At 68.2% G+C, this 22,465-nt stretch carries 21 protein-coding genes and 1 pseudogene; 8 read left to right on the forward strand and 14 right to left on the reverse strand.

Translation table 11 applies throughout. The features are described from left to right. Nucleotide 1 precedes the first annotated feature (1 nt). Nucleotides 2–202 carry a hypothetical protein gene (locus AC5Y43_RS09130; protein ID WP_499971677.1) on the reverse strand — a complete coding sequence of 67 codons (201 nt, stop codon included), beginning with the start codon at nucleotides 200–202 and terminating at the stop codon, nucleotides 2–4. Between the two features lie 98 nt (nucleotides 203–300). Here AC5Y43_RS09130 and AC5Y43_RS09135 point away from each other — a divergent pair, with 98 nt between their 5' ends. Both AC5Y43_RS09135 and AC5Y43_RS09140 read left to right on the forward strand, forming a co-directional pair. Further along, nucleotides 301–2,550, forward strand: a complete 2,250-nt coding sequence (locus AC5Y43_RS09135) for a helicase-associated domain-containing protein (protein WP_499971681.1) — start codon at nucleotides 301–303, stop codon at nucleotides 2,548–2,550. 11 nt (nucleotides 2,551–2,561) lie between these two features. Beyond that, a complete protein-coding gene (locus tag AC5Y43_RS09140; RefSeq protein WP_499971683.1) occupies nucleotides 2,562–4,211 on the forward strand; it encodes a DNA repair helicase XPB in 1,650 nt (549 codons plus the stop codon). Between the two features lie 39 nt (nucleotides 4,212–4,250). Here the strand turns inward: AC5Y43_RS09140 and AC5Y43_RS09145 are convergent, their stop codons facing one another. The 3 genes from AC5Y43_RS09145 to AC5Y43_RS09155 all read right to left on the reverse strand — a co-directional run bounded on the left by AC5Y43_RS09145 (nucleotide 4,251) and on the right by AC5Y43_RS09155 (nucleotide 6,879). Beyond that, the gene (locus tag AC5Y43_RS09145; RefSeq protein WP_499971685.1) at nucleotides 4,251–5,156 is read right to left on the reverse strand and encodes a type IV toxin-antitoxin system AbiEi family antitoxin; all 906 of its coding nucleotides are present in this window, start codon (nucleotides 5,154–5,156) and stop codon (nucleotides 4,251–4,253) included. A 149-nt stretch (nucleotides 5,157–5,305) separates the two neighbouring features. Then, a complete protein-coding gene (locus AC5Y43_RS09150; RefSeq protein WP_499971687.1) occupies nucleotides 5,306–6,451 on the reverse strand; it encodes a thiolase family protein in 1,146 nt (381 codons plus the stop codon). Nucleotides 6,452–6,465: 14 nt separating this feature from the next. Beyond that, the gene (locus AC5Y43_RS09155) at nucleotides 6,466–6,879 is read right to left on the reverse strand and encodes a Zn-ribbon domain-containing OB-fold protein (protein WP_499971689.1); all 414 of its coding nucleotides are present in this window, start codon (nucleotides 6,877–6,879) and stop codon (nucleotides 6,466–6,468) included. 176 nt (nucleotides 6,880–7,055) lie between these two features. Between AC5Y43_RS09155 and AC5Y43_RS09160 the strand changes: the two genes are divergently transcribed. Further along, nucleotides 7,056–7,349, forward strand: coding sequence for a putative quinol monooxygenase (locus tag AC5Y43_RS09160; RefSeq protein WP_499971691.1), 294 nt, complete (start codon nucleotides 7,056–7,058; stop codon nucleotides 7,347–7,349). Here AC5Y43_RS09160 and AC5Y43_RS09165 read toward each other — a convergent pair. Continuing rightward, the gene (locus AC5Y43_RS09165) at nucleotides 7,346–8,329 is read right to left on the reverse strand and encodes an LLM class F420-dependent oxidoreductase (protein ID WP_499971693.1); all 984 of its coding nucleotides are present in this window, start codon (nucleotides 8,327–8,329) and stop codon (nucleotides 7,346–7,348) included. The genes AC5Y43_RS09160 and AC5Y43_RS09165 overlap by 4 nt on opposite strands. A 52-nt stretch (nucleotides 8,330–8,381) precedes the next feature. Between AC5Y43_RS09165 and AC5Y43_RS09170 the strand changes: the two genes are divergently transcribed. Genes AC5Y43_RS09170 through AC5Y43_RS09180 form a run of 3 tightly spaced genes read left to right on the forward strand, consistent with a single transcriptional unit; the run spans nucleotide 8,382 to nucleotide 11,105 of the window. Continuing rightward, complete coding sequence (locus tag AC5Y43_RS09170; RefSeq protein WP_499972199.1) at nucleotides 8,382–9,590, forward strand: FAD-dependent monooxygenase; 1,209 nt, start codon at nucleotides 8,382–8,384, stop codon at nucleotides 9,588–9,590. 31 nt (nucleotides 9,591–9,621) lie between these two features. After that, on the forward strand, nucleotides 9,622–10,485 hold the full coding sequence (locus AC5Y43_RS09175; RefSeq protein ID WP_499971695.1) for an LLM class F420-dependent oxidoreductase: 864 nt from the start codon (nucleotides 9,622–9,624) through the stop codon (nucleotides 10,483–10,485). A gap of 23 nt (nucleotides 10,486–10,508) precedes the next feature. Further along, nucleotides 10,509–11,105 carry a class I SAM-dependent methyltransferase gene (locus AC5Y43_RS09180; RefSeq protein WP_499971697.1) on the forward strand — a complete coding sequence of 199 codons (597 nt, stop codon included), beginning with the start codon at nucleotides 10,509–10,511 and terminating at the stop codon, nucleotides 11,103–11,105. 11 nt (nucleotides 11,106–11,116) lie between these two features. Here the strand turns inward: AC5Y43_RS09180 and AC5Y43_RS09185 are convergent, their stop codons facing one another. From AC5Y43_RS09185 to AC5Y43_RS09195, 3 genes are all read right to left on the reverse strand, one after another. Continuing rightward, on the reverse strand, nucleotides 11,117–13,261 hold the full coding sequence (locus AC5Y43_RS09185) for a 3-hydroxyacyl-CoA dehydrogenase NAD-binding domain-containing protein (RefSeq protein WP_499971699.1): 2,145 nt from the start codon (nucleotides 13,259–13,261) through the stop codon (nucleotides 11,117–11,119). A gap of 18 nt (nucleotides 13,262–13,279) precedes the next feature. Further along, nucleotides 13,280–14,491 (reverse strand): acetyl-CoA C-acetyltransferase, encoded by a 1,212-nt coding sequence (locus AC5Y43_RS09190; RefSeq protein WP_499971701.1) that lies wholly within the window; start codon nucleotides 14,489–14,491, stop codon nucleotides 13,280–13,282. A gap of 185 nt (nucleotides 14,492–14,676) precedes the next feature. Then, entirely contained in the window at nucleotides 14,677–14,997 is a 321-nt protein-coding gene (locus AC5Y43_RS09195) for a hypothetical protein (protein ID WP_499972201.1), read from the reverse strand. Nucleotides 14,998–15,093: 96 nt separating this feature from the next. On the opposite strand from AC5Y43_RS09195, the gene AC5Y43_RS09200 reads away from it, so the two are divergent. Beyond that, nucleotides 15,094–16,284 carry a pyridoxal phosphate-dependent aminotransferase gene (locus AC5Y43_RS09200; RefSeq protein ID WP_499971703.1) on the forward strand — a complete coding sequence of 397 codons (1,191 nt, stop codon included), beginning with the start codon at nucleotides 15,094–15,096 and terminating at the stop codon, nucleotides 16,282–16,284. On the opposite strand, the gene AC5Y43_RS09205 is transcribed toward AC5Y43_RS09200, so the two are convergent. From AC5Y43_RS09205 to AC5Y43_RS09220, 4 genes and pseudogenes are all read right to left on the reverse strand, one after another. After that, on the reverse strand, nucleotides 16,277–16,720 hold the full coding sequence (locus tag AC5Y43_RS09205; RefSeq protein WP_499971705.1) for an SRPBCC family protein: 444 nt from the start codon (nucleotides 16,718–16,720) through the stop codon (nucleotides 16,277–16,279). The two genes, AC5Y43_RS09200 and AC5Y43_RS09205, sit on opposite strands and share 8 nt — an antisense overlap. Nucleotides 16,721–16,765: 45 nt before the next feature. Further along, entirely contained in the window at nucleotides 16,766–17,221 is a 456-nt protein-coding gene (locus AC5Y43_RS09210) for an SRPBCC family protein (RefSeq protein WP_499971707.1), read from the reverse strand. Nucleotides 17,222–17,280: 59 nt separating this feature from the next. Further along, nucleotides 17,281–18,206: pseudogene (locus tag AC5Y43_RS09215) on the reverse strand (CaiB/BaiF CoA transferase family protein). A gap of 4 nt (nucleotides 18,207–18,210) precedes the next feature. Further along, nucleotides 18,211–18,654, reverse strand: coding sequence for an SRPBCC family protein (locus AC5Y43_RS09220; RefSeq protein WP_499971709.1), 444 nt, complete (start codon nucleotides 18,652–18,654; stop codon nucleotides 18,211–18,213). Between the two features lie 35 nt (nucleotides 18,655–18,689). Here AC5Y43_RS09220 and AC5Y43_RS09225 point away from each other — a divergent pair, with 35 nt between their 5' ends. Further along, entirely contained in the window at nucleotides 18,690–20,393 is a 1,704-nt protein-coding gene (locus tag AC5Y43_RS09225) for an alpha-keto acid decarboxylase family protein (protein ID WP_499972202.1), read from the forward strand. 6 nt (nucleotides 20,394–20,399) lie between these two features. Here the strand turns inward: AC5Y43_RS09225 and AC5Y43_RS09230 are convergent, their stop codons facing one another. Next, nucleotides 20,400–21,023, reverse strand: a complete 624-nt coding sequence (locus tag AC5Y43_RS09230; protein WP_499971711.1) for a fatty-acid--CoA ligase — start codon at nucleotides 21,021–21,023, stop codon at nucleotides 20,400–20,402. Continuing rightward, nucleotides 21,020–22,441 carry a FadD3 family acyl-CoA ligase gene (locus AC5Y43_RS09235; RefSeq protein ID WP_499972204.1) on the reverse strand — a complete coding sequence of 474 codons (1,422 nt, stop codon included), beginning with the start codon at nucleotides 22,439–22,441 and terminating at the stop codon, nucleotides 21,020–21,022. The genes AC5Y43_RS09230 and AC5Y43_RS09235 overlap by 4 nt, the downstream gene beginning before the upstream one ends. Between the last annotated feature and the right edge of the window lie 24 nt (nucleotides 22,442–22,465).

Genomic DNA, 22,465 nt, shown 5'->3' on the forward strand with positions numbered 1-22,465 from the left:
CCTACCGATTGACGACGGTAACCGGGTGGAGGTAGGGCAGGTCGGTTGCGGGCAGCGGAAACACCAGCTCGCCGAAGGGTGACAACGCACCCGTCCGGTCGGTCACCAGCTCACTCACGGCGTGGTCGTCCGGGTCCGTCGTCGGCCAGCCGTTGTCGACGTACTTGGTCTTGCGCGCCTTGCCCTCAGCAGTGTCAGCCACGAGGTCCATTCTGACAGGTCGCGCGGGCACAGGTGCCGCGAGGCCGCCGGTCGCGACCGTGTCCGTCGCGTCCACCGACTGCTTTACGCTGGTCAGCAATGACCGACAACACCCCGGATATCCCGCTGGGGTCCTGGCTGGCCGACTTGCCCGACGAGCGGCTGATCCGACTGCTGGAACTACGTCCGGACCTCGCGCAGCCGCCGCCCGGCAGCATCGCGGCGCTGGCCGCGCGAGCTCAGGCGCGCCAGTCGGTCAAGGCCGCCACCGACGATCTCGACTTCCTGCGGCTCGCGGTGCTCGACGCGCTGCTGGTGCTGCAGGCCGACTCCGCCCCGGTGCCCACCGCCAAGCTGCTCGCGCTCATCGGTGACCGGGCCCCCGAGGCCGACGTCGCCGGCGCCCTGGACGACCTGCGCCAACGCGCCCTGGTATGGGGCGAGGCCGCGGTCCGGGTGGCCGCCGACGCCGGTACGGCGCTCCCCTGGCATCCGGGACAGGTCACCCTCGAGGACAGCTCACGCACGGGCGAGGAGATCGCCGGTCTCATCGACGGCCTCGACGGCGCGCAACTCGACGTGCTGGACAAACTGCTCGAGGGTTCGCCGATGGGGCGCACCCGCGACGCCGCGCCGGGCGCCCCGGCGGATCGCCCGGTGCCGCAGTTGCTGGCGATGGGCCTGCTGCGACGCGTCGACGCCGAGACCGTGATCCTGCCCCGCCACGTGGGGCAGGTACTGCGCGGTGAGGACCCCGGTCCCATGCGCCTGACTGCTCCCGACCCGGTCGTGTCGACGACTACCGCCGCCGACGTCGACGCGGTGGCGGCAGGTGCCGTCATCGACCTGCTGCGCGAGATCGACGTGCTGCTCCAAACCCTGGGCGCCGCTCCCGTTTCCGAGTTGCGCAGCGGCGGGCTGGGCATTCGTGACGTCAAGCGGCTGGCGAAAACGACCGGAATCGAAGAGCCGCGGCTGGGCCTGATCCTGGAGGTCGCGGCCGCGGCCGGCCTGATCGCCAGCGGCACGCCCGACCCGGAGCCCGCCTACGGCGACGGACCGTATTGGGCGCCGACACTGGCCATCGAACGGTTCGCCGGACTGTCCCCCGCCGAACGCTGGCACCTGCTGGCCGGCACCTGGCTCGACCTGCCGGTCCGTCCAGCCTTGATCGGCACCCGCAGTCCCGACGCCAAACCCTATGGCGCCCTTACTGATTCGTTGTACTCGACGGCCGCACCGTTGGATCGCCGGCTGCTGCTGAACATGCTCGCCGAGCTACCACCCGGTGCCGGCGTCGACGCGGTAACCGCCTCGGCGGCGCTGATCTGGCGGCGGCCGCGCTGGGCCAGGAGGCTGCAGCCGCAACCGCTGACCGATCTGCTGGCCGAAAGCCACGCACTGGGCCTGGTGGGCCGCGGGGCCATCAGCACGCCCGCCCGAGCGCTGCTCGACGACCCTGCCGACCCGGAGAGCGCGGTGCAGGCGATGACGCGGTCGATGCCCGCGCCCATCGACCACTTTCTGGTGCAGGCCGATCTGACGGTCGTGGTGCCCGGGCCGCTGCGGCGCGACCTTGCCGAGGATCTGGGCACGGTCGCCACCGTCGAGTCGGCCGGCACGGCGATGGTCTACCGCATCAGCGAGCAGTCGATCCGTCACGCACTCGACATCGGCAAGACCCGCGACTGGATGCACGATCTTTTCGCCAAGCACTCGAAAACCCCGGTGCCGCAAGGGCTTGCCTACCTCATCGACGACGTCGCCCGCCGCCACGGCCAGCTCCGCATCGGCATGGCCGCGTCGTTCGTGCGCTGCGAGGACCCCGCGCTGCTGGCCCAGGCGGTGGCGGCCGCCGAGGAGCTGCAGTTGCGGGCGCTGGCGCCGACGGTGGCGGTGTCGCCCGCGCCTATCGCCGAGGTGCTCGTGGCGTTGCGCGGCGCGGGCTTCGCCCCGGCCGCCGAGGATTCCACCGGCTCCATCGTCGACGTCCGGCCCCGCGGGGCCAGGGTGCCCACACCGCAGCAGCGGCGGCCCTACCGCCCCCTGCCGAGGCCCGGCAGCGAGACGCTGAACGCCGTCGTCTCGGTGCTGCGCAAGGTGACCGCCGCGCCGTTCGGCAACATCCGCGTCGACCCCGCGGTCACCATGTCGTTGTTGCAGCGTGCGGCCAGGGACCAGGACACGCTGGTGATCGGCTATCTCGACGCCGCCGGCGTGGCCACCCAGCGGGTGGTGTCCCCGATCACGATACGGGGCGGCCAACTGGTGGCCTGGGATTCGGCGTCGGGGCGGATGCGTGACTTCGCCATCCACCGCATCACGTCGGTACTGTCGGCGGGCGACTGAATAATGGGCGTATGACCGACGGACCGTTGATCGTGCAGTCCGACAAGACGGTGCTGCTCGAGGTCGACCACGAGCTGGCCGGCGCCGCGCGCGCGGCCATCGCGCCGTTCGCCGAGCTGGAACGCGCGCCCGAGCACGTGCACACCTACCGGATCACGCCGCTGGCGCTGTGGAACGCGCGCGCCGCGGGCCACGACGCCGAGCAGGTCGTCGACGCCCTGGTCAGCTTCTCCCGCTACGCGGTGCCCCAGCCGCTGCTGGTCGACATCGTCGACACCATGGCCCGCTACGGCCGGCTGCAGCTGGTCAAGCACCCGGCGCACGGCCTGACGCTGGTAAGCGTGGATCGCGCCGTGCTCGAGGAGGTGCTGCGCAACAAGAAGATCGCGCCGATGCTGGGCGCGCGCATCGACGACGACACCGTCGTCGTCCACCCCAGCGAACGGGGCCGGGTCAAGCAGATGCTGCTCAAGATCGGCTGGCCCGCCGAGGACCTCGCCGGTTACGTCGACGGCGAGGCGCATCCGATCAGCCTGGCCCAGGACGGCTGGCACCTGCGCGACTACCAGCAGCTGGCCGCCGACTCGTTCTGGGCGGGCGGCTCCGGGGTGGTGGTACTTCCCTGCGGTGCCGGCAAGACGCTCGTCGGCGCGGCCGCGATGGCGAAAGCCGGTGCGACGACGCTGATCCTGGTCACCAACATCGTCGCCGCGCGGCAATGGAAACGCGAGCTGGTCGCGCGCACTTCGCTGACCGAGGACGAGATCGGCGAATACTCCGGTGAGCGCAAGGAGATTCGGCCGGTCACCATCTCGACGTATCAGATGATCACCCGCCGCACCAAGGGCGAATACCGGCATCTGGAGCTCTTCGACAGCCGCGACTGGGGGCTGATCATCTACGACGAAGTGCATCTGCTGCCGGCCCCCGTGTTCCGGATGACCGCCGACCTGCAGTCCAAGCGACGCCTCGGCCTGACCGCCACGTTGATCCGCGAGGACGGCCGCGAGGGCGACGTGTTCTCCCTGATCGGCCCGAAACGCTATGACGCGCCGTGGAAGGACATCGAGGCGCAGGGCTGGATCGCGCCGGCGGAGTGCGTCGAGGTGCGCGTCACCATGACCGACAACGAGCGCATGATGTATGCGACTGCCGAGCCCGAGGAGCGCTACCGGCTGTGCTCGACGGTGCACACCAAAATCGCTGTGGTGAAGTCGATTCTGGACAAGCACCCCGGCGAGCAGACCCTGGTGATCGGCGCCTACCTCGACCAGCTCGACGAGCTCGGCGCCGAACTGGACGCCCCGGTCATCCAGGGCTCCACCCGCACCAAGGAGCGGGAGGCGTTGTTCGACGCCTTCCGCAGCGGCGAGGTGTCCACCCTGGTGGTGTCCAAGGTCGCCAACTTCTCCATCGACTTGCCGGAAGCCTCTGTGGCGGTGCAGGTTTCGGGCACGTTCGGGTCGCGTCAGGAGGAGGCCCAGCGGTTGGGCCGGCTGCTGCGGCCCAAGGCCGACGGCGGCGGCGCGATCTTCTATTCGGTGGTGGCCCGCGACAGCCTGGACGCCGACTACGCGGCACACCGCCAGCGCTTCCTGGCCGAGCAGGGCTACGGCTACATCATCCGCGACGCCGACGACCTGCTGGGCCCGGCGATTTAGCGCGAGCCGCCATCCAGCGCGAGCAGACGCAAAAGCCCCTCAAAACGGCAGTTTCGAGGGGCTTTTGCGTCTGCTCGCGCCACTCAACAGGTGGGTGTTGATGCGGTCTACCAGGCCGACCGGATCGTGCCGTATGTCGTCGACGGTCATTGGGATGCTGGTCCAGCCGCATTCCTGCAGCCGGGCGATTTTCAGCCTGTCATGCAGCAGGGCCTCTCGGCTCAGGTGCCACTCGAGGCTGTCGTACTCGGCGACGAGCATCGCGTCCGGCCAGGCGAAGTCGACGCGCCAGACCCTGCCGTAACGGTCAACGATGCTGTATTGGAGCTCCGGCATGGGCACTCGGTAGTCGATGAACACCAGTCGCGCCTCACTCTCCATCGGCGACTCGGCGAGACCGTTGGCGTAGCCGATCAATTCCCGGACCTTGACGATGCCCCGGCGGCCTCGGTGTTCGCGGATTACCTCGAGAAATTCGCCTGTCGTACAAGCGCCAAGGTGTAGTGCGGCATCGAGCGTCGCCAAGGCGCGCGGTCGCCGCAACGTCCTCGCGACTTCGATTGCCGTCCATGCGGGTGCCGTCGCAAGTCGCCCTTTCACCCGCCGCAGCGGAGCGCCGATTCGTTGATGCACTATGAGACCCGAGGACGGTCGCATCCGAACACCTGGGTCAAGAATGTGCACCCGGGATGCGGTCTCGGTGTCGAAGCCGTACAACGCCGCGGCGGTACTCATGCAGGCGACAATCGGCTGATCGGCCACCAGATCCAGTGCGGCAAGTTGGCCCAGCACGTCCGGTTGACTCACTGCGTAGACCCCATGGCGTACCCGAATTAGTCTGCCCGCCTTGACAAATCCGGCAAGCTGCTTACGGGTGATCACGGCCAAGAGCGCGGCAGTGGTCGCTAGGCCGCCCTGCGACCGCAGCACGCTTTCAATGTCCACGGCCCGCCACGATGCGCGCCGGTCCCGCAAGACGGTAGTCGGCCGCGTCCGACATGGGGACAAGCGCGCAACTGTGCACGGTGAGCAGACGCAAAAGCCCCCGAAACGCCGTTGTTTCGGGGGCTTTTGCGTCTGCTCGCGGTAACTAGCTACAGCGACAGGATCGTCGCCGACGCGGTGCCGGGAGCTCCGTAAACCTGGGCCAAACCGACGCGTGGGTTGCCGGGCACCTGGCGCTCGCCCGCCTCGCCCCGCAGCTGGCGCACCAGCTCGTGCATCTGCCGCAGCCCGGACGCGCCGATGGGCTCGCCGTTGGCGATCAGCCCACCGTCGGTGTTGACCGGCATCGAACCGTGGATCTCGGTGGCGCCGTCGGCCAGCAGCTTCTCCTGCTCGCCGTCGGCGCACAGGCCCGTCTCGGCCATGTGAATGACCTCGTTGCCGGCATCGGTGTCCTGCAGCTGCGCAACGTCGACATCCTCGGGCCCGATGCCCGCCGCCTCGTAGGCCGCCTTGGACGCGTACACCGTCGGCGAGGCGTCCTCGTCCAGCGGGGCAGACGTGGCGTGCACTTCGTACGCGCCGTACGTGCGGGTGCGGATCTCGCACGCCCGCACGTAGACCGGCTTGTCCGTGTACTTGTGCGCGATGTCGGCGCGGCACATCACCACGGCCGCGGCACCTTCGTCGGGCGCGCAGAACATGTATTGGGTCAGCGGGTAGTTGAGGACGTTCGAGTTGAGGATCTCTTCCTCGCTGATCGGCTTGCGGCGGAACGCATTCGGGTTCAGCGCGCCGTTGCGGAAGTTCTTGGCCGCGACCTTGGCCAGCGTGGCCTGGGAGATGTTGTGGTCGTGGAGGTATTTGTTGGCCTTCATTCCGAAGAACTTGGTGGTGACGAACTGCCCGTTCTGGGCGTACCACTGCGGCAGCGCGAGCTTGGCGGGGTCGTCGGTGAACGCGCCGCGCGGGTGCTTGTCCAGCCCGATCGCGATGCCGATGTCGTACTTGCCCAGCCGGATGGTGTCGGCGGTCTGCTGGATGGCGCTGGCGGCGGTGGCGCAGGCATTGAACACGTTGGTGAACGTGATGCCGGTCAGCCCGACCAGGCGGGTCACCGCGTCAGGGTTGGACACCTCGTGGCTGCCGCCGAAGCCGAACTGTATGTCCTTCCAGTTCACACCGGCGTCGGTCAGCGCGGACTGGATGGCCTCGGCACCCATCTGCATCGCGGTCTTCTCGAACCGGCCGAAGGGGTGCAGGCCCACACCGATGATGGCGACGTCGTTGGTCATCTCAACCTCTCTCTTTAGACCGGCCGGAATGCGAACGTCATGACCTCGGCGCCCTCGTCGTCGGTGGTGAGCGGCACCATGGTCAGCTCGACCTCCTGACCGAACTGCAGCTTGGCGGGGTCGTTTTCGGTCAGCCGGCCCTCGACGCGGATGATGTCGTCGAGCTGGACCAGCCCCACGCCGAACGGCACGAAGTCCTTGCCGGCCGGACCGGCGTAAGGGGCCCCCGGCGGGAAGCCCTGGGTGGTCCAGGCCACCAGGGTGCCGCGGCGCGGCAACAGCTGTTCGGTCATCTCGCCGCCGCTGCAGCGCGGGCACCACTGCTGCACCGGGAACGTCGTGGCACCGCAGGCACCGCAGCGACTCCCGATCAGCTGGGGGTCCTCGTCGGGCCAGGTGGAGATTTCAGGGGCGAGTGCCTTCTGCATGGGGATCCTCCAGCGATCGTCCGCGGTCCGGGAAAAGCAACGCGCTCCCTGAAAGGTACAACAGCATTCGACAAAAGTGGAAATTGCGTTCTCGCTGCGCGCGGGCCACTCGCCAGCCCTCCCGGACCCGTATGTGAGGCTGATGAGCGACCCACTCGACGATCGAGGAGACGATGATGCCAGTCACGGTGATACTCGAGCTCAGATTCAAGCCCGACGAGGTCGCCGCGGGGCGCGAGGTGATGGGCCGGGCGCTGCAAGACACTCGGGCCTTCGACGGGAATCTGCGAACCGACGTGCTCGTCGACGAGGCCGACGAGGCGCACTGGGTCATCTACGAACTCTGGGACACCGTCGAACACGACGAGGCCTATCGCGCATTTCGGGCCGGCGAAGGAAAGCTCACTCAGCTGCCTCCCCTGCTGGCCGCTCCTCCCGTCAAGACCCGGTATGTCACCACCGACATCTAGCTCAGTGCCGGAATGACCTCGCGTTCGAACAACTCGATGCCCGAACGGTCGTAGGCGGCCTCCGGGAAATAGCAGATCGCGTATTCGCAGCCGAGGCCGCGAATCTTGGCCAGCCGCTCCACCACCTGCTCGGTCGTGCCCGTCGCCGAGTCCGGCATGCCGGTCGTCATCGAATCCGCCAGGGCCTCAGGCACATGGCCGGCCAGCCGGTCGCGGACCCGCCGCAGCCGGTCTTTGACGTCGGCCTCGGACGCCGCGACGACGGCGGTGAAATTGGCCGAGCGCACGATCGCGTCGAAGTCGGTGCCCGCGTCGCGGCAATGCTGCGCCAGCACCTGCGATTTGTGGGCGAACGCCTCGGGTTCGGGCGTGAAGTTGGTGTACTGCGCGTACTTCGCGGCGATGCGCAGGGTCACCTTCTCCCCGCCGCCGGCGATCCACAGCGGTATGCCGTTGTCCTGCAACGGCTTCGGGGCGACGATGGCCCCATCGACCTGGTAGTGCTCGCCGTCGAAACTGACTTTGCCGTCGCGCCAGGCGTCGCGCATGATCTGGACGCCTTCGTCCAACCGCCCCAGCCGCACCTTGGCCGACGGGAACCCGTAACCATAAGCGCGCCACTCGTGTTCGTACCAACCGCCGCCGATGCCCATCTGGATCCGGCCGCCGGAAATGATGTCGGCGGTCGCGGCCACCTTGGCCAGGTACACCGGATTGCGATAGCTCATCGCCGTGCACATCTGGCCGAGCCTGATCCGCGACGTCGTCGCCGCGTACGCCGCCATCAAAGACCAGGCCTCGTGGGTGGCCTCGCCTGTGGGCATCGGGACCGTGTGGAAGTGGTCGTAGACCCACAGCGAGTCCCACGCGCTGTTGTCCGCGTAGGTGGCCAGGTCGCGCATCACCGCCCAGTGCTGCTCGGGTTCGATGCCGACGAGATCCATTCGCCAGCCCTGCGGAATGAAGAGACCAAAGCGCATAGCCTGGGACTCTAGCCGGGTGACGATGCTAAGTAAGTTCGAGGAGGCCGTGATGCGGATTCTCGTCTCCGGCGCCAGCATCGCCGGACCGGTGCTGGCGTACTGGCTGGCCCGGCACGGCTTCGAGGTCACCGTCGTCGAGCGGGCGCCCGCACTGCGCAAGACCGGCGGCCACGCCGTCGACCTGTTCCGGCCGGCAATGGAGATCTCGGCGAAGATGGGCGTGTTGCCCCGCATCGAGACACTCGCCACCGGAACCGACCGCCTGACGATGCAGCGGGAAGGCCGGCCGCGGCCCACCGAGGTCGACCTGACCAAGCTCGTCGGCATCGCGTCGGACCACCACGTCGAGATCATGCGCGACGATCTCAGCGAGATCTATTACGACGCCGGCCGCGACGACGTCGAATACCTCTTCGGCGACTCCATCACCGCGATCGAGCACGACGGCGAAGTGACGTTCGAGCACTCGCCCGCCCGCCGGTTCGACGTCATCGTCGGTGCCGACGGGCTGCACTCCAACGTGCGGCGCCTGGTCTTCGGCGAAGAGGCCGGCCTGACCCGGTTCCTGGGCGGCTACCTGGCGGTGGTCTCGGCGCCGCGGGCGTTGGCCAGGCCCGGCGAGATGGTCGGCCACATCGGGGTGGGCCGGCTCGCCGCGATCTACACCGCGGACCATTTGGACGATGCTCGCGCGGTCTTCATGTTCCGCACTGACGGCGAATTCGGCTACGACCATCGGGATTCGTTGCGGCAGAAGGAGTTACTGCGCGACGCTTTCGTGAGCATGCACCCTCAGGTGGACCGCTGGCTGGAGGAGGTGGCCGACACGCCCGCGTTCTACTTCGATGCGATCAGCCAGCTGCGCATGGACCGGTGGTCGCGGCGGCGGGTAACCCTCGTCGGGGATGCCGGGTACTGCCCCGGCCCGGCGGTCGGCGGCAGCACCAGCCTCGCGGTCCTGGGCGCCTACGTGCTGGCCGGCGAATTGGCCCGCGCCGCCGGGGATCACCTACGGGCGTTCGCCGCCTACGAGCTGCAGATGCGCGAGCCGGTGCACCTCAGCCGCTCCTTCGCTCGCAGCGCCGCCAAAAGCCTCATCCCCGGCTCCCGGGCGGGGGTTTGGGCGCTGACCCGCGGGGTCCAGCTAGTCTCAGTGATGCCCGGCTCGCTCTCCCGGGCGCTGGCGAAGCTGAACACCAAGGGCTTGCGCATGCACGAATCGATGCCGGTGCCCGACTACAGCGACGCCGAGGTGTGACAGCCCGGGACGCCTCGAAGGGAGATCGTCGATGGAGCTTGCCGGAGTGGGCATCTGGAGTAGTCAACTGCACTACGGCGACGCATCCGAAAGCGCTGATGCCGCAGCCGAATTGGACGAGCTTGGGTTCACGGCGCTGTGGATTCCGGACGTGGGCGGGCCGGTGCTCGATGCGGTGGGTCGCTTACTCGCCGCGACCAGGCGGACCGTGGTCGCCACCGGGATCCTGAACCTGTGGATGCACTCCCCCGGCGACGTCGCCGCGTCCCACGCCGCGCTGACCGCCGAGCACGGCGACCGCTTCCTGCTGGGCATCGGTGTCAGCCATGCGCCGCTCATCGATGCCGGTGAGCCCGGACGCTACCGCAAGCCGCTGGCGGCGACGGCGGCATTCCTGGACGGACTGGACGCCGCGCCGCAACCGGTGCCCCGCGAAGCGCGGGTGCTTGCCGCGCTCGGCCCCAAGATGCTGACCCTGTCGGCGACACGGGCCCGCGGCGCCCACCCATACCTCGTCACCCCCGACCACACCGCTTCCGCCCGTTCGACTTTGGGCGAGGGTCCGTTGCTGCTGCCCGAGCAGACCGTGATCCTGACCGACGACGCCGACGAGGCGCGCCGCGCCGGAACCGACTGGCTCCGGGCGTATCTGGCGCTGCCGAACTACGCCAACAACCTGCTGCGCAGCGGGTTCACCCAAGACGATCTGGAGCAGGTGAGCGATCGGCTCTTCGACGCGATCATCGCCTGGGGAGACGAGGCCGCCATCCTGCGCCGGGTCGCCGAGCATCACGCGGCCGGCGCCGACCACGTCTGCGTGCAGGTGCTGACGGCCGACCCGAGGGAGTTCCCGCGCGAGCAATGGCGCCGAATCGCCGCGGCCGTCAACGGGTGACGACGGCCGCATATCGTTAGGGCATGGCGTCCAAGCACACCCTCTTCCGGATCTTCTACCGCATCGGCTTCACCCCGTGGGACGGTCACCCGATCGCGCAGAACCTGCGGGACTTGGTCGAGGGAACCCCCGAAACGCCGCCGCTGTCCCCGGGGGTGGCCCTCGACCTGGGGTGCGGTACCGGAGACGCGTCGATATACCTGGCGCAGCACGGCTGGAAGGTCACCGGCGTCGACTATGTGCCCAAGGCGCTCGGCAAGGCCCGCGCCAAGGCGGCCAACCTGACGGTCGACTTCGTCCACGCCGACGTCACGCGCCTCAGCCAGGAGGGCATCGGCGCCGGCTTCTCGCTCATCGTCGACAACGGTTGCCTGCACAACATGAGCGACGGCGATCGCGACGCCTACGTCCGCGAGGTCAGCGCCGTCGCCGCGCCCGACGCGCGGCTGCTCGTCGTTGCGTTCCTGCCGGGCGGGAGGCTCGGCGTGCGCGGCGTCGAGCCCGCCGAGATGGAACGGCGGTTCACCTCGGGCTGGACCCTGTTGTCCACCGGCAGCGAGCGCGAGCTCGACCGCGAAAAGACCCCGGTGCGCTACTACCTCTTCCAGCGCAGCGCCTGACGGGGCGCGGCCTACCCCAGCGACTTCGGCGGCAGGAAGCGGTCGCCGTACTTGGCGGCCAGTTCCTTGGCACGCGCCACGAAGGCCTCCTTGCCGATGCCGGCCGGCCCCTCGTAGCCGACGATGAACTGCGCGCTGCCGCCGGTCCACGGCGGGAAGCCGATGCCCATGATCGACCCGATGTTGGCGTCGGCGGTCGACGTCAGCACGCCCTCGTCTAGGCACTTCTGCGTCTCGAGCGCCTCGGCGAACAGCATCCGGTCGATCATGTCCTGCAGCGGCGGCTCCGACGAGCCGGACTTGAACGTCTCGCGCAGCCCGGGCCACAATCCGGACCGCTTGCCGTCGGGGTACTCGTAGAACCCGGCGCCCTTCAAGCGGCTTGACCGCCCGATCTCGATCATCTTCTCCACCACCGCTTCCGCCGGATGCGGCTCGTAGGTGCCGCCGGCATCCTCGACGCCCTTGCGGGTGGCGACCGCGATCTTATGCATCAGCTCGAGGTTGAGCTCGTCGGACAGCTGCAGCGGCGGTGCCGGGTAACCGGCCTGCGACCCCGCGTGCTCGATGCTGGCCGGCTCCACGCCCTCGCCGAGCATCGCCAGCGCCTCGTTGACGAAGGTGCCGATGACGCGGCTGGTGAAAAAGCCGCGGCTGTCATTGACCACGATCGGGGTCTTGCCGATGGCCAGCGTGTAGTCGAACACGCGGGCCAGCGCCTCGTCGGATGTCTTCTCGCCCTTGATGATTTCGACCAGCGGCATCTTGTCGACCGGCGAGAAGAAGTGGATCCCGATGAAGTCCTCTTGGCGCTTGACGCCGGTTGCCAGACCGGTGATCGGCAGCGTCGAGGTGTTGGACCCCAGCACCGCGTTGGGCTCGACGACGTCCTCGATCTCCTGGAACACCTGGTGCTTGAGGTCCTGGTTCTCGAAGACCGCCTCGATGACGAAGTCCACACCCTTCAAATCGGCGGCGTCGCCGGTCGGGGTGATGCGTGCCAGCAGCGCGTCGCTCTTCTCCTGCGTGGTGCGCCCGCGCTCGAGCGCCTTGGCCTCCAGCTTCTCGGCGTAACCTTTGCCCTTCTGCGCCGCCTCCGGCGAGACGTCCTTAAGCACCACGTCGTAGCCGGCCTTGGCCGAGACGTAAGCGATGCCGGCGCCCATCATGCCGGCGCCGAGCACCCCGATCTTGTTGATCTTGACCGGCTCGATCCCGTCGGGCCGCGATCCGCCACCGTTGATGGTCTGCAGGTCGAAGAAGAACGCCTGGATCATGTTCTTGGCGACCTGGCCGGTGACCAGCGAGGTGAAGTACCGGCTCTCGATGCGGCTGGCGGTGTCGAAGTCGACCTGCGCGCCCTCGACCGCGGCGGCCAGGATGGCCCTCGGCGCCGGCATGGGCGCACCCTTGAGTTGTTTGCGCAGCAGCGACGGGAACGACGGCAGGATCGCCGCGAGCGCCGGTGACGACGGGGTGCCGCCGGGAATCTTGTGGCCCTTGACGTCCCACGGCTGGGTGTGCGCCTCGGGGTTGGCCTTGATCCAAGCCTTCGCTCTCGGCACCAGTTCCTCGACGCTGCCGACGATCTCGTCGACGAGGCCATTGTCCTTGGCCGCGGCCGGCTTGAAGCGGGTGCCCTGGCTCAGCACGTTGACGAACGCGTTCTGGATGCCCAGCATCCGCACGGTGCGGGTGACGCCGCCGCCGCCGGGCAGCAGACCCAATGTGGCCTCGGGCAGCCCGATCTGGACGCCCTTGACGTCGGCGACGATGCGGTGGTGACAGGCCAGCGCGATCTCCAGGCCGCCGCCCAGCGCCGCGCCGTTGATGGCGGCCACCACCGGCTTGCCCAGGGTCTCCAGCGTGCGCAGGTCGCGCTTGATGTCCTCGACCTCGGCGAATACCTCGCCGGCGTTCTCCGGGCCGGCGGTGATCATGCCCTTCAGGTCACCACCGGCGAAAAACGTCTTCTTGGCGCTGGTGATCACCACCCCGGTGACCGAGTCCTTTTCGGCGACAAGACGTTCGACCGCCTTGTGCATGGACTCTTTGTAGTGCTCGTTCATCACGTTGGCCGACCCGGTCGGGTCGTCCAACGTCAACGTGACGATGCCTTCGCCGTCCTTGTCCCACTGAATGGTGTTCTCTGCCATGACTTTTTCCTCAGATCCTCAGACTCGCTCGATGATGGTGGCCACGCCCATGCCGCCGCCGATGCACAGTGTGACCACCGCGCGGCGGGCGTTGCGGCGCTCGAGCTCGTCGACCATGGTGCCCAGGATCATGGCGCCGGTGGCGCCCAGCGGGTGGCCCATCGCGATGGCCCCGCCATTGACGTTGAGTTTTTCGTCGGGGATGTCCAGGTCCTTCTGGAACTTCAGAACGACCGACGCGAACGCCTCGTTCAGCTCGAACAGGTCGATGTCGTCGACGGTCAGCCCGGCCCGGTCGAGCACCTTCTGGGTGGCCGGCGTGGGGCCGGTGAGCATGATGGTCGGGTCGGCGCCGGTGGTCGCGGTGGCGACGATGCGGGCGCGGGGCGTCAGGCCCTGCGATGCGCCAGCCTTCTCGTTACCGATCAGCACCAGCGCGGCGCCGTCGACGATGCCCGAGCTGTTGCCCCCGGTGTGGACGTGGTTGATCTTCTCGACCCAGTGGTACTTCTGCAGCGCCACGTCGTCGAAGCCGGCCATCGCGGCCAAACCCTCGAAGGCGGGCTTCAGCTTGCCCAGTCCCTCCTTGGTGGTGTCGGGTCGCATGTGCTCGTCGTGGTCGAGGATCAGCAGGCCGTTCTGGTCGCGGACCGGCACCACCGACTTGGCGAAGTAACCGCCCGACCATGCGGCGGCCGCCAATTCCTGCGAGCGCAGCGCGTAGGCGTCCACGTCCTCGCGGGAGAAGCCCTCGATGGTCGCGATCAGGTCCGCGCCGATGCCCTGCGGGACGATGTACGCGTCGTAGGAGGTGGCCGGGTCGGCCATCATCGCTCCGCCATCGGAGCCCATCGGGACGCGGCTCATCGACTCCACGCCGCCGGCGAGCACCAGGTCGTCCCAGCCGGAGCGGACCTTTTGCGCGGCGGTGTTGACGGCCTCGAGGCCGGAGGCGCAGAAGCGGTTGAGCTGCACGCCGCCGACGGTGTCGGGCATGCCGGCTGCGATCACCGCGGTGCGCGCGATGTCGCCGCCCTGGTCCCCGACGGGTGAGACGCAACCCAGGATGACGTCGCTGATCAGGTTCTCGTCGAGGTCCGGGTGGCGCTTGCGCAACTCCTCGATGAGGCCGACGACCAGGTTCAATGGCTTGACCTCGGTCAGCGACCCGTTTTTCTGCTTGCCGCGCGGGGTGCGGATGGCCTCGTAGACAAAGGCTTCTTCGGACATGTCGGCTTCCTGTTCACAAGGTGGGGGTTTCGGTCCGTCTTCCCAGCACCCTAACAAAGCGCCCGTCCAACCTGTTGGTTGGGAGCAGTGGGCGCGGTTCAGCGCCCGGACGCACTCGCGAACGGCATCAGTGGGTCAGTTTGTTCCGGAAGGAAGGCGATCAACCTCGAGGGCAGCAAACCCCGTCAGTGACCTGCCCCGCGCGGTTGGTTGGCCTGGAAGCACTGCACGCGTTTGACGGCGTCGTTCGGCGGGACCCCCATGACTTCAAGTTTCTGAATTATCTGGGCCGCGGGGACACCGGAATCGAATTCCGTCGCCATCACGTGGACACTGGGGAACCACACGTCTGCGTCTACCCCCGGCGGCGGGGGCTTCGCGTCGCCGCCCAGGCATTGAACGTAACCGTTGACGCCCGTGTCAGCGAGGGCCGACGGCGTCCCGATCAGCGCAAGCGGGGCAACGAACAGGACACCGACCGCCGCGCGGACATGGCTAAAGCGCATGCCCACAATTACCACAAAAGCCCAGCTATTGGCTATAAGAACAGACCCGCGCCCAGCAGCGACGTGACAGCTGCCGGCCCCTTAAGCTCAACGCCCATGACGGTGTCGCGACTGCGGCCCTACGCCACGACGGTGTTCGCCGAGATGTCGGCGCTCGCCGCGCGGATCGGTGCGGTGAACCTCGGCCAGGGTTTTCCCGACGAGGACGGACCGCCCGCCATGCTGAAGGCCGCCCAGGACGCCATCGCCGCCGGCGCCAACCAGTACCCGCCCGGGATAGGCATCGCGCCGCTGCGCGAGGCCATCGCCGGGCACCGTCGCCGCCATTTCGGCATCGAGTACGACCCCGACGCCGAGGTGCTGGTGACCGTCGGCGCCACCGAGGCCATCGCGGCGGCGGTGTTCGGCCTGGTCGAGCCGGGCGCCGAGGTGGTCCTCATCGAACCCTTCTACGACTCCTACTCCCCGGTGGTGGCCATGGCCGGTGCGCACCGCGTCGCGGTGCCGCTGGTCCCCGACGGGCGCGGCTTCGCGCTCGACGCCGATGCCCTGCGCCGGGCGGTGACGCCCCGGACCCGCGCGCTGATCGTCAACTCCCCACACAACCCCACCGGCGCCGTGCTCACCGCGACGGAGCTGGCGGCCGTCGCCGAGATCGCCGTGGCCGCCGACCTGTTGGTGATCACCGACGAGGTGTACGAACACCTGGTGTTCGACGGTCCCGGGGGCAGGAAGCACCTGCCGCTGGCCGGCTTCGACGGCATGGCCGAGCGCACCATCACGATCTCCAGCGCGGCCAAGATGTTCAACTGCACCGGGTGGAAGATCGGATGGGCTTGCGGCCCAGCGCAACTCGTCGCGGGGATCCGTGCCGCCAAACAGTATCTGAGCTACGTCGGCGGCGCGCCGTTCCAGCCCGCGGTGGCCCTCGCGCTGGACACCGAGGACGCCTGGGTGGCCGGCCTGCGCCGCTCGTTGCAGACCAGGCGCGACCGGCTGGCCGCGGGACTGACCGAGATCGGCTTTGCCGTGCACGACAGCGACGGCAGCTACTTTTTGTGCGCCGATCCGCGCCCGCTCGGCTACGACGACAGCACCGCGTTCTGTGCGGCACTGCCGGAAAAGGTAGGGGTGGCGGCGATCCCGATGTCCGCGTTCTGCGACCCGGCGGCGCCGAACTTGGACGTGTGGAATCACTTGGTGCGCTTCACATTTTGCAAGCGCGACGACACCCTCGACGAGGCGATCAGGCGGCTGGGTGCGCTGCGGAACGGGTCCGCTACGTAGGCGAACCGCCCATGACGCGCTCGCGCAGCCCCTCGAGCGCGGCCTGCAGGATCTTCTTGCGGGCCCGCCTGACCCAGAACTCGGGCAGCGGCGCCCAGGGCTCGACGGTGATCACGAACCGCACCCTGGTCCTGTCCTCACCCTCCCGGGTCAGCGTGTACTCGCCATGCTGGCCGCGCTGTTGAGCCGTCTTGTGCGCATCCCACACCATCCAGTCGGGGCCCCAGTGGTATTCGAGCAGTTCGGTGTCGTGAATGCCGGTCACCGAGATGGTGACCTTCACGTGGTGCGGTCGCCCGTCGGGATGCTTATCGACGACTTCGACGCGCTTGTGCACCGACGACCACGACGGCACGGCGTCGATGTCGGCGAGCGCCTCCATGATCGCTTCCGGGGGCGCGTCGATGACGATTTCCGACGATGCTTGTACGGCCACTGCTACAAAATTAGCAATCCAGCACGCGCCCGGAACCTATAAAGGTCAACTAGGCCTGCCCGAATCCGCGCCACCCAACACGAGGTCGGTCAGCCCCTTCACCGAGGAGTCGAGAACTTTTTCGGTCGCCCGCTTGACGACGAAACCCGGGATGGGCCCTGCCGGTTCGACGGTGATGTCGAAACGCACCCGCGTCTGGTCGACACCCTCGGGTTTGATGTTGTACTCGATGTGCTGGCCATGCTGCTGGGCGGTCCCCTTGGCGTCGTAGACGACCCAGTCGGGACCCCAGTGATATTCCAGGACCTCTTTGTCGACGAGTCCCAGGATCTTGATCGTGGCCCTGACATGGTGCGGTCGACCGTCGGGATAACGGTCGATCACTTCGACCTGTCTGTGCAGCGGCGACCATGACGACAACAGGCCGACATCTGTCAACGCGTCCATGACCACTTCTGGCGGCGCGTCGACGACAAATTCCCGTGATGCTTTTACGGCCACTGGGGACAAACTAACCCCAACGGCCTGCGCGCGCGTGGCTTTTCGCCGTATATTCTTAACTACCAGCCGATTTCGGTGAGCGACGTGGTCGTCGCCGGCGGCGGTTCGACCCGGCCTGCCGGCGTCCGGGAGAAACGCGGCGCGGGCGCGGCCTGTTCGACGCCTGCGCGGTGATCACCGTCGACCGCGCGTTCAGATGATCGTTGGTGGCGGCTTCGGCCCAGCTCAGCACCGGGGTCGCGCAGGCATCGGTGCCCGCGAAGATTTCGGCCCACTCGTCGCGGGTCCGGCTGGCGAACCGGGCCGCGAAGACGCCGTACATCGTTGGGTACGAACCGATGTCGAGCTGGCCGGGTACCGTGTCGGGCGACAGGCCCAGGCCGTCCAGCAGCGCCGCGAAGAATTGCGGCTCGATGGCGCCGACGGCCACGTACTTGCCGTCGGAGGTCTCATAGAACCGGTAGAACGGCGCGCCACCGTCGAGCAGGAACGACTCACGCTCGTCGCGCGGCGCGCCCGTCGACTTCATGGTCCACATCATCTGGGCGAGCAGGCTGACCCCGTCGACCATCGCCGCGTCGATGACCTGACCCTTGCCCGAGCGCTCGCGTTCGTAGAGCGCGACCGCGATACCCAGCAGCACCAGCATCGACCCGCCGCCGAAATCGGCGACCAGGTTCAGCGGCGGCATCGGCGGCCGATCCCGATAGCCCAGCGCCGAGAGCGCCCCGGTCTGCGACAGGTAGTTGATGTCGTGGCCCGCGGTCTGCGCCACCGGCCCGTCCTGGCCCCAGCCGGTGATGCGCGCGAAGATCAGCCGCGGATTGACCGCCGCGCAGTCGTCGGGACCGTCCCCCGCAAGCGGGAGGTGCCCCCAGCCTTCGCCGGCACCCAGGTCGGCGAGCATCATCCCGGCGTGCGGGCCGGGCCCGATGCCGCCGAGTTCGATCACCCGCACCCCGGCCAGCGGCCCCGCGCCGGTCACCGCGTCAGTTGCCCTTCTTCACCTGCAGCACCCGCTCGCGCAGCGCCTTGGTGGCCGAATCGATCGTCCCCTTGACGGCGCGCTTCAGCACGAAGCCGGGCAGCGGAACGTTCGGGTCGACGGTGATCTCCATCTTGACCAGGGTGGAATCCCCCTTGGGGACCAAGGTGTACTTGCCGTCCTGCGACTTCTGCTGCCCGGAGCTGACCAGCGTCCAGCTCACGTCGTTGCCACTCCAGGTGTAGGCCACCACCTGTTCGTCGGTGATGCCCGCCGTCCTGACCTTCATCTTGACCTTGCTGGGCCGCCCGTCGGCCCCGGTCTCGAGGATCTCGGCGCTCTGGTGGGGGTCCGACCATTCGGGCATCGCTTCGAAGTCGGCGATGACGTCCAAAATCTCCTCGGGACTGGCTTCGATGACGATGTCACGGGATTCCTTGATTGCCATGGCCCGCACGATACTGAACTGCCGTGTCGGCCGGAATGGTTTCGCCCGGGCGTACCGTCGTGTTTGTGACTGATCCCGTCTACACCGTCGGCGACTACCTGCTGGACCGCCTCGCCGAACTCGGTGTCTCCGAGATCTTCGGCGTCCCCGGCGACTACAACCTGGCGTTTCTGGACCACATCGTCGCCCACCCCGCCATCCGCTGGGTGGGCAGCGCGAACGAGCTCAATGCCGGTTACGCGGCCGACGGGTACGGCCGGCTGCGCGGAATGTCCGCCGTGGTAACGACATTCGGCGTTGGCGAGCTCTCCGCCGCCAACGCGATCGCCGGCAGCTACGCCGAGCACGTGCCCGTCGTGCACATCGTGGGTGGCCCGTCGAAGGACGCGCAGGGCACCAGGCGCGCCCTGCACCATTCGCTCGGCGACGGAGATTTCGAGCACTTCTTCCGGATCGGCCGCGAAATCACCTGCGCCCAAGCCAATCTCATGCCGGCGACGGCGTGCAGAGAGATCGACCGGGTGCTGTCCGAGGTGCGCGAACACAAGCGGCCCGGCTATATCCTGCTGTCCACCGACGTGGCGCGCTTCCCCACCGAGCCGCCGGACGCGCCGCTGCCCCGCTACCGCGGCGGCACCAGCCCCCGGGCGCTGTCGCTGTTCGTCGAGGCCGCCACGGAGCTGATCGGCGAGCACCAGTTGACCGTGCTGGCCGACCTGCTGGTGCACCGCCTGCAGGCCGTCAAGGAGCTCGAGGCCTTGCTGGCGGCCGACGTGGTGCCGCACGCCACGTTGATGTGGGGAAAGAGCCTCCTCGACGAGAGCTCCCCGAACTTTTTGGGAATCTACGCGGGCGCGGCCAGCGCCGATCGGGTGCGCGCGGCGATCGAGGACGCGCCGGTGCTGCTGACCGCGGGGGTGGTGTTCACCGACATGGTCAGCGGCTTCTTCAGCCAGCGGGTCGATCCGGCGCGGACCATCGACGTCGGCCAATACCAAAGCAGTGTCGCCGGCGAGGTTTTCGCGCCGCTGGAGATGGGCGCCGCCCTGGAGGCGCTGGCCACGGTCCTAGTCCGGCGCGGGATCACGTCGCCGCCGGTGGCGTCGCCGCCGGCCGCTCCCCTGCCGCCGGCACCGCCGCGCGATCAACCCCTGACCCAACGGATGCTGTGGGACCGGCTGTGCGCGGCGCTCACCCCGGGCAACGTGGTCCTCGCCGACCAGGGCACCTCGTTCTACGGCATGGCGGATCACCGGTTGCCGCAGGGCGTCACGTTCATCGGCCAACCACTGTGGGGCTCAATCGGTTACACGCTGCCCGCGGCGCTCGGGGCGGCGGTGGCACGCCCGGAACGCAGGACGGTGCTGTTGATCGGCGACGGGGCCGCGCAGTTGACCGTCCAGGAACTCGGCATTTTTTCGCGCGAAGGGTTGTCCCCGGTGATCGTGGTGGTCAACAACGACGGCTACACCGTGGAGCGGGCGATTCACGGAGAAACGGCCCCCTACAACGACATTGTGAGCTGGAAGTGGACCGAGGTCCCCAACGCGTTGGGGGTGACCGACCACCTCTCGTTCCGGGCGCAGACCTACGGCGAACTCGACGACGCGCTCACCGCGGCCGCCGAGCACCGGGACCGGATGGTGTTCGTCGAGGTGGTGTTGCCGCGGTTGGAGATCCCGCGCCTCTTGGGCGAGCTCGTCGGATCCATGTCACCCGGAGCCCGCCCGCGGCGCTGAAAGCGCCTATCCCTCGATGCGCATCATGTCGAAGAACCGGCCGACGAACAGCGGCGGGTAGGCGCCGACGCCGGCCCCCGACAGCCATTGCGCGGCGGCGTCGGGATGGTCGATCCACTGCCGCGCGCTTTCCTCGTCGGGAAACTCCTGCAGGATCAGAACCTCGTGCTCATCGTCAAAAGCCTGGAAAACCCACGTCTTTCGGATGCCGGCCGTGGTGAACCTGTCCATCGCCGATCCGACTTCCGCGGTCAGGGCGGAGACGTCGTCGACGGACGCGATCGCGGATACCACGACGCCGGGCGCCCCCGGGGCCGGCGGCGGCTGGGGAACAAACCGGTCGACGATCTCGCCGGCGAAGACGCCCGGGATGTCCTCGACGCCGGCTTCGTCGAACCAATCGAAGAAGACCCGCGAGCGCAGCAGTTCCACGATGGGCTCGCGGCTGTGCACCCCGATCATCACCAGCACGCGCCCGTAGTCGTGGGTGGACGTGTACACCAGCACGTGGTGTGCGCCGATGTCCGCGAGCGCCGCCTGACTGCGCTCGAGCAGCGGCCACACCCGGGTGGGATCCGGGACGCGATAATCCGACGCGATCACCATCGAGTGGATGTCGCCGGTACTCATCGAAGCTGGTCCTTCATCACTTTCCCCGTCGCGTTGAGTGGGAGTGAATCAAGGAACTGTACCGCGCGCGGCACTTTGAACCCGGCCATGCGGTCCCGGCACCAGCCGATCAATTCGTCAGCCTCGACGGTGTCATTGGGGCCCTTGCGGACCACGAACGCCTTGCCGACTTGGCCGAGCCTCTCGTCGGGGATACCGATCACCGCCGCCTGCGCGACGGCGGGGTGGTCCATCAGGAAACCTTCGATCTCGGCCGGATACGCGTTGAATCCGCCGACGATGAACATGTCCTTCTTGCGGCCGACGATGCGCAGGCGGCCCGCGTCGTCGAGGTTGCCCAGATCTCCGGTGTGCAGCCAGCCGTCGGCGTCGATCGCCTCGGCGGTCCCGGCGGGATCGTCGAGATAGCCCTGCATGACGCCGTACCCGCGGGCCAGCACCTCGCCGTCGTCGGCGATGCGCACCTCGACGCCCTCGCAGGGCAGGCCCGCCGTGGTGGCGACGTCCTCGAACGAATCGCCGGGCCGCGACAGCGTCACGTTGCCGGCCTCGGTGAGCCCGTAACCGGTCATCAACGTCTGGAACGGCAATTCGCTGTGGATGCGGCGGACCAGTTCGACGGGGATGTCGGCGGCGCCGGTCACGCCCGCCCGCAACGTCGACAGCTTGGCCTTGTCGCGCACCGTCAGCAACGAGTGGTACAGCGTCGGCGGACCGGGGAGCATCGTGATGCTTTCGCGTTCAATGAGATTCACCACCGCATCGACGTCGAACACCGCGACCGGCAGCATCGTCGCGCCGCGCAAAAATGACGTGATGAGCCCCGCCTTCAGGCCGAACGTGTGGAAGTACGGGTTGATCTGCAGGTAGCGGTCACCCTCGCGCAGATCGGCGAGCGTCGCCCACTCCTCGTACATTCGCAACGTCTGCCGATGATTCATCATCGCGCCCTTGGGGCGGCCCGTCGTGCCCGAGGTGAAGATGACGTCCGAGACGTCGGCACCGTCCACTGCGCGCTCGAACGGGGAACCGCCGGAAAGGAAGTCGGACTTCAGGTCGATGACCGGTATCCCCGCGGGCGGGGTGTAGTCGGAGTAGTCATTGCCCAGGAAGCCCTTCTGCACCAAGACGGCCTTCGCGCCGCTGCGCGCGATGATGTCGCCGGCTTCTTCCGTCTTGAACCGGGTGTTGACCGGCACCAGCACGCCGCCCGCGGTGAGCAACCCGAACGCCGCGATGATCCACTCCGCGGAGTTGGGTCCCCAGATGGCGACCCGTTCGCCCTTGCCGATGCCGAGGTCGGCGAACGCGCCTGCCGCGCAACGTATTCGCTCGACAGCTTCGGTGAAGGTGAGGCGCAGCGGACCGTCGACGATCGCTTCCGCGTCGCCAAAGCGGTCCGCCGCGCTCAAGACCATCTCGGGGATGGTCTGCCAGCTCGG

The organism is Mycobacterium sp. NGS57 (assembly GCF_059812405.1).